Below are 3,318 nucleotides of genomic sequence, written 5' to 3'. Positions count from 1 at the left end.
GTGCCCAGCGCCGTGTTCATGCCGGTCGATGGCAACGGTGACCTGCAATGGGGCCTCATTGCCGTGCGCTGGATCGGTGCTGCGCTGGTCGTGCCGGTGATGGAAGAGCTGTTCTGGCGCAGCTACCTCATGCGCTGGCTCGAGCGCGTCGATTTCCTGAAGGTCGATCCGCGCACGGTCGGCTTGAAGGCGGTGCTGCTCTCCACCTTCGTCTTCACACTCGCGCACACCGAATGGCTGGCCGCGGTCATCGCCGGGCTGGCCTATGCCTGGCTCTACCGGCGCACCGGCTCGCTGTGGGCGCCGGTGATCGCGCACGCAGTGACCAACGGCGTGCTGGGCATCTGGGTGGTCGGGGGCGGGCACTGGGCTTATTGGTAGCGTCGAGCCAGCGAGGTCTGCTCAAACGCCGCGCGCCCGGTCCGCCTTGAACTGCGCACGCCAGACCTCGAAACGACCCGCCTCCAGCGCCTCACGCACCTCGCGCATGAGGTTGAGGTAGTAGTGCAGGTTGTGGATGCTGGTGAGCATGGGCGCCAGCATCTCGCCGCAGCGGTCGAGGTGGTGCAGGTAGGCCCGGCTCACGCCTCCTGCGGCGCCCGAGCCCGTGCACGCCTGACAGCCGCAGCTCTCGTCGATCAGCCGCTCGTCGAGCCGGTAGCGCGAATTGCGGATGCGCAGGTCGCCGTAGCGGGTGAAGAGGTGGCCGTTGCGAGCGTTGCGCGTGGGCATCACGCAATCGAACATGTCCACGCCGCAGGCCACACCCTCGACCAGGTCTTCCGGCGTGCCCACGCCCATGAGGTAGCGGGGCTTGTCGGCGGGCAGGCGGTGGGGGGTGTGCGCCATGATCCGCAGCATTTCTTCCTTCGGCTCGCCGACGCTCACGCCGCCGACCGCGTAGCCGGGCAGGTCCATCGCCGCCAGGGCCTCGAGCGATTCCTGCCGGAGATGCTCGAACATGCCGCCCTGCACGATGCCGAACAGCGCGTTCGCGTTCTCCAGCCGGGCGAACTCGGCCTTGCAGCGCTCGGCCCAGCGCAGGCTCAGCGCCATCGAACTGCGGGCCTCCGGCTCGGTGGTGAGCTGGCCCTTGCTCTCGTAGGGCGTGCACTCGTCGAACTGCATGACGATGTCGCTGTTCAGCACGGCCTGGACCTGCATGCTGATCTCGGGCGTGAGAAAGAGCTTGTCGCCGTTCACCGGCGAGGCGAACCTGACACCCTCTTCGCTGATCTTCCTCATCTCGCCGAGCGACCAGACCTGAAAGCCCCCGCTGTCGGTCAGGATCGGCCGCTGCCAGCCCTCGAAGCGGTGCAGGCCGCCGAACTGTTTCAGCACCTCCAGCCCCGGGCGCAGCCAGAGGTGAAAGGTGTTGCCTAGGATGATCTGCGCGCCCATTTCCTCGAGCGAGCGCGACATCACCCCCTTGACCGTGCCGTAGGTGCCGACAGGCATGAAGACCGGCGTTTCGACGACGCCGTGCGCGAGCGTCAAGCGGCCGCGTCGGGCCTGGTTTTCGGTGGCGAGCAGGTCGAAGCGAAGCATCGGGCGGATTGTCGCAGCGCCGTTTTCGCCGCCTTGCCGGCGGCTTCAGCGCGACGGGCCGCGGCTGCGCTCGAGCAGCATCGCGTCGCCATAGCTGAAGAAGCGGTAGCGCTCGGCGATCGCATGCGCATAGAGCGCACGGATGCGCTCGAAGCCGGCGAAGGCGCTGACCAGCATCAGGAGCGTGCTCTTGGGCAGATGAAAGTTCGTGAGCAGCACGTCGACCACGCGGAACTCGAAGCCCGGCGTGATGAAGATGTCGGTCTCGCGAGCGCCAGTCTGCAGCCGGCCATCGCCGCCGCGGGCCGCCGATTCGAGCGCACGCAGCGTGGTCGTGCCGATGGCGACGATGCGTCCGCCGGCGGCCCGGGTGCGCACGATCGCCTCGGCGGTCGCCTCCGGCAGCTCGAACCATTCGGTGTGCATGCGGTGCCGGTCGATGTCGTCCACACGCACGGGCAGGAATGTGCCGGCGCCCACGTGCAGGGTCACGGCGGCACTTGCGACGCCCCGCGCGGCGAGTGCGGCCAGCACCGCATCGTCGAAGTGCAGTGCGGCGGTCGGCGCGGCCACCGCGCCGGGCGCGCGCGCGAACACGGTCTGGTAGCGGCGTTCGTCGTCGGCATCGTCGGTGTGCTCGATGTAGGGCGGCAGCGGCACATGGCCGTGGCGTTCGAGCAGCGCGTAGGGGTCCGATGGAAAGCGCAGGTGGAACAACCCGCCATCGGGCCCGCAGCGGCCCAGCACCTCGGCCTCGAAAGCCGCGTTGCCGTCGCGCGCGGAGAAGCGAAGCGTGCTGCCCGGGCGCGGCGACTTGCTGGCGCGCAAGTGAGCCCAGACCTCGCGGCCCGCACCATGCGCTTCCAAAGCCGGCGGCAGCACCCGCTCGACGAGCGCCTCGACCGCGCCGCCACTCGCCTTGAATCCGCGCAGGCGCGCCTTGATGACGCGGGTGTCGTTGAAGACCAGGAGGTCACCGGGCTGCAACAGAGCGGGCAGTTCGCGAAACGCGCGGTCCACCGGTGGCGCGCTGCGACCGTCGAGCAGCCGCGAGGCGCTGCGCTCATCGGCAGGGTGCTGGGCGATCAGCTCGCTCGGCAGCGCGAAGTCGAAGTCGGCGAGAGCGAGGCGGGGCGCGCCGTCTGAGGCAACAGGCATGGGGACATTCAGGCTGGACCGGCCTGGCGGAGGCGAGGGGCAGAATTGTTCCATGCCCCGAGCCCGCGACGACCCCTCGGCTGCCGCTCGCGCTGCAGCCGGCCTGGCCGCGACGGCTGTCGCGCCGCGGCTGACGACCGCGTCTCCAGCGGCAAGCCCCAGCAATGCCTTCCCCGCTGCGAAGCCGAGCGCAGCGTCTGCAGCCGCGCCAGCCGTTGCAGCTGCCGCGACCGACAAAGGAAGCCAGACACAGCCGATGGGCAAGACTGGGCGTGTCGCGCGCAAGCCGGCGAAGGCGCCCGGACCGGCGAGCCCGACCACCGCCAAGTCCGGCCCCGCGCGCGCGCTCGAAAAGCTCGGCCTCGTGCGCGACATCGACCTGGCGCTGCACCTGCCGCTGCGCTATGAAGACGAAACCCGGATCAGCCGCCTGGCCGATGCGCGCGACGGCCAGGCCGTGCAGATCGAGGGCGTCGTCACCAGCAGCCGCATCGAGCAGCGCGCACGCCGACAACTGCTGGTGCACATCGACGACGGCAGCGGCGAGCTGCTGCTGCGCTTCCTGCACTTCTACCCGTCCCACCAGAAGGCGCTCGCCGTCGGGGCGTGCGT

Annotated in this window: 3 protein-coding genes and 1 pseudogene; 2 read left to right on the top strand and 2 right to left on the bottom strand. The window is 69.7% G+C overall.

Annotated elements, in window-relative coordinates:
* Positions 1 to 381: CAAX prenyl protease-related protein (locus H0W38_RS19205; RefSeq protein ID WP_292457169.1), on the top strand; the 381-nt coding region annotated here is incomplete at its 5' end.
* Between the two features lie 21 nt (positions 382 to 402).
* Here H0W38_RS19205 and tgt read toward each other — a convergent pair.
* Both tgt and queA read right to left on the bottom strand, forming a co-directional pair.
* On the bottom strand, positions 403 to 1,548 hold the full coding sequence (gene tgt, locus H0W38_RS19200; RefSeq protein ID WP_292457167.1) for a tRNA guanosine(34) transglycosylase Tgt: 1,146 nt from the start codon (positions 1,546 to 1,548) through the stop codon (positions 403 to 405).
* A 45-nt stretch (positions 1,549 to 1,593) separates the two neighbouring features.
* On the bottom strand, positions 1,594 to 2,706 hold the full coding sequence (gene queA / locus H0W38_RS19195) for a tRNA preQ1(34) S-adenosylmethionine ribosyltransferase-isomerase QueA (protein WP_292457165.1): 1,113 nt from the start codon (positions 2,704 to 2,706) through the stop codon (positions 1,594 to 1,596).
* A gap of 256 nt (positions 2,707 to 2,962) precedes the next feature.
* Between queA and H0W38_RS19190 the strand changes: the two are divergent.
* Positions 2,963 to 3,318: pseudogene (locus H0W38_RS19190) on the top strand (ATP-dependent DNA helicase RecG); the annotation flags it as partial.

It is taken from the genome of Methylibium sp. (assembly GCF_013817365.1).
In the GTDB taxonomy this organism is placed as follows: Bacteria; Pseudomonadota; Gammaproteobacteria; order Burkholderiales; family Burkholderiaceae_C; genus Methylibium.
Note: the sequence above shows the minus strand (reverse complement) of the source record. Positions and strands in the feature narration are given on the sequence as shown.

Bases quoted from the DNA above. Each gene is read 5' to 3' on its own strand.
- tgt (WP_292457167.1), bottom strand. From the start codon at position 1,548: ATGCTTCGCTTCGACCTGCTCGCCACCGAAAACCAGGCCCGACGCGGC.
- queA (WP_292457165.1), bottom strand. From the start codon at position 2,706: ATGCCTGTTGCCTCAGACGGCGCGCCCCGCCTCGCTCTCGCCGACTTC.